This is a genomic window from Streptococcus sanguinis (genome assembly GCF_020729725.1).
Classification (GTDB): domain Bacteria; phylum Bacillota; class Bacilli; order Lactobacillales; family Streptococcaceae; genus Streptococcus; species Streptococcus sanguinis_V.
On record NZ_JAJEPA010000033.1, the window covers coordinates 1 to 2,340 of the forward strand.

Here is a 2,340-nt window from a genome sequence, read left to right on the forward strand (position 1 = left end):
CGAGCCTCAATCTCTTCGTTTCCTCGGCGACTATAATCATACTGTTGAGAGGTAATCTGACTTGCTTTATTTCTTAGTTCGTTTATCTCTTCCTCTTTGGTTGCCTGGTAATTATTTTCAATTTCTTTGATAGTTGCATGATAATTACTCATAATCGCCTCTAAGTCCGATTCCTTTGATGAGACTAATCTATCAACCAAAATCTCTACTTCATCTTGAAACTGGTCATCTGCTTGTTTCAAGATATCTTCTCGAGCAATTTCTTCAGCTTCTGCCAATCGTTGAATCAAGGACGATTCATACTGACGGATTTCTTCCTTCAGCTTTGGACGATTTTCTTCATGATACTTTTGAGTTTCTATCTCCTTTACTTTTTCTAAATGTTCTTTCAAATTATATTCATATTGATTTTTCAGTTGATTAGCTTGAGCGTCAACTGATTTCTGAATAGATTCACGTTGCTGACGAGCATCTACTTTTACATTCTCCAATGCTAAATAATACTGACTATCTTGATTTTCAGGGTCTGTCTTTCTGAGTAACGCTTCCAACTTTTCTGAAAGAGGTTTGTTAAGAAGCTCATAAATTTGTTGGCGATATTCTTGTTGAGCTTGTTGCAATTTTCTATTTGCATCTGTAAGGCGACTAGAAAGTGAACTTCTCGTCATATCAACAAAAGGTAGCAGGGGATCGTTTTCTTTGTAGTCACTTCCTAATAAGGTAAAGTCTTCTTCTAAAGGAACACAAACTACTGAACGTTCAATATATGTTTTTAAATTCTCTTGAACTAATTCTTCCGCTGTGACTCCCTGCTCCTCATCTTGTTCTGAAGTTAAAGTCTCTTCTCCTTGCTCCTCTTTCTCTATAGATTCAGAAGCAACTTCTTGAACAAGCTCCACATTTTGTTCTTCCTCAGTATCTTCCTCTTTTTCTAAGGCTTCCTCTGATAATATGATTTCATCATCTCTTTTTTGCTTCAGGTCTTCCATTTCTTCCTGTAGTTCTTTTTGGCGACGTTCTAGCTCGTTTGTAAGACTGGTGTAAAGAGTTGCGACACTTCCAAACTCTCCATCTTCAAACACAGTTTCTAAGTCAGGGATTGATGTTGGAGAAACATAGTTCCCATTTCTATCAAACAGTCGCAATCCAAGTTTAAAAGTTTTGAGAATACTTTCTGGTAGATTAGACAATTCCCCAAATGACAATACATCTAATACTGCGTATTCCCTCTGATTTGTTAACTCAGACTGGTCATCATTAATTATTGGTTTCGTTGGAAGCAAGATGGGATTATAATTTTGATTTCCTCTGAATTTCCCACCCTGCACATAATCCTTGTTAAAGTTAGACCAAATTTTATCTAACTTCTTTTCTTTAAAGGGTTCACCCTTGCTATTATGCCAAACTTCTTCCTGTAAAGTCAGAACAAAAAGTGGTTCAACCCCCATATTAAATGCCCAATTATGGGATTGTTCATTAAATTCCATGTTTAGCTCCATTCTTTGATTTATTTAATTCTATTATACCATATTATATCTCTTTTTGAAGCCTTAATTAAAGTATTTTATATGATTTTATATTGTTTTCCTAAATTAAAAAAAGCGGCACTGCCGCTTTTGTTTTTATTTTAATTGACCTGAGATATCATTACCTATAACTGATGCATAAGCAATTAATGCAATGAAAATAACTGGAATAATAAACACACAGATGGTTGCGATAAGATCCTTTCCAGCGCCATTCCAATCCCCAGAACCAACATTTTTCATTGTCCTACTAGCTGGTGCTAGTCCCCGAAACAGTGCTATTGCTGTTAAGCAAGCAACAGCAAACAATTTTAGTCCTGGTGTAAATTTATTGATAGTCTCTACTATGGTTTGCATATTAAACTCCTTATATTCTTTGTTTTCTATATTATACGTTAAAATATCGTCTCAATCAAGCTTTTTTCCTAATCATTTTTGAATATCATTCTCCTCATCTTTCTTTTTCTTTCTGAGTTCGTTAAATATTTCAAATGATTTGGTATTTGATTCCTCTATGATAGGAGATGATAAGTTCCCACCGATTGGTTCTACATACTCGATTGCTTTATCAGATTCTGGGACTGAATCTTCACTCGGTTTTGGTTTCATAATTTCACGAGCGCTTTGATTTCCTTGAGGTGTCGTTTGAACAGGAGCAGCAGCCTCAAAAACATTTGGTCGTTCTAATGTTTTTCCACTACGATTTACTTCTCCTCTTTCACTCTTGGACTCTACATGCCCCTTATGAGGATCCAAATCGCTTGCTTCTGATGGCTTAGAGCCTCCTATTTCTGGATTTTTAGGACTGTTAGGA

Annotated in this window: 3 protein-coding genes; all 3 read right to left on the bottom strand. The window is 35.7% G+C overall.

What is annotated here, in order from left to right; all coding sequences use genetic code 11:
* Positions 1 to 1,487, bottom strand: a 1,487-nt coding sequence (locus tag K4I03_RS12355; RefSeq protein ID WP_227965641.1) for a coiled-coil domain-containing protein, incomplete at its 3' end; no start/stop codon positions are given.
* 135 nt (positions 1,488 to 1,622) lie between these two features.
* Positions 1,623 to 1,883, bottom strand: coding sequence for a hypothetical protein (locus K4I03_RS12360; protein WP_227965643.1), 261 nt, complete (start codon positions 1,881 to 1,883; stop codon positions 1,623 to 1,625).
* A 72-nt stretch (positions 1,884 to 1,955) separates the two neighbouring features.
* Positions 1,956 to 2,340 (bottom strand): hypothetical protein (locus K4I03_RS12365; RefSeq protein ID WP_227965644.1); only part of this gene is annotated, 385 nt, incomplete at its 5' end.

Bases quoted from the DNA above. Each gene is read 5' to 3' on its own strand.
- K4I03_RS12360 (WP_227965643.1), bottom strand. From the start codon at position 1,883: ATGCAAACCATAGTAGAGACTATCAATAAATTTACACCAGGACTAAAA.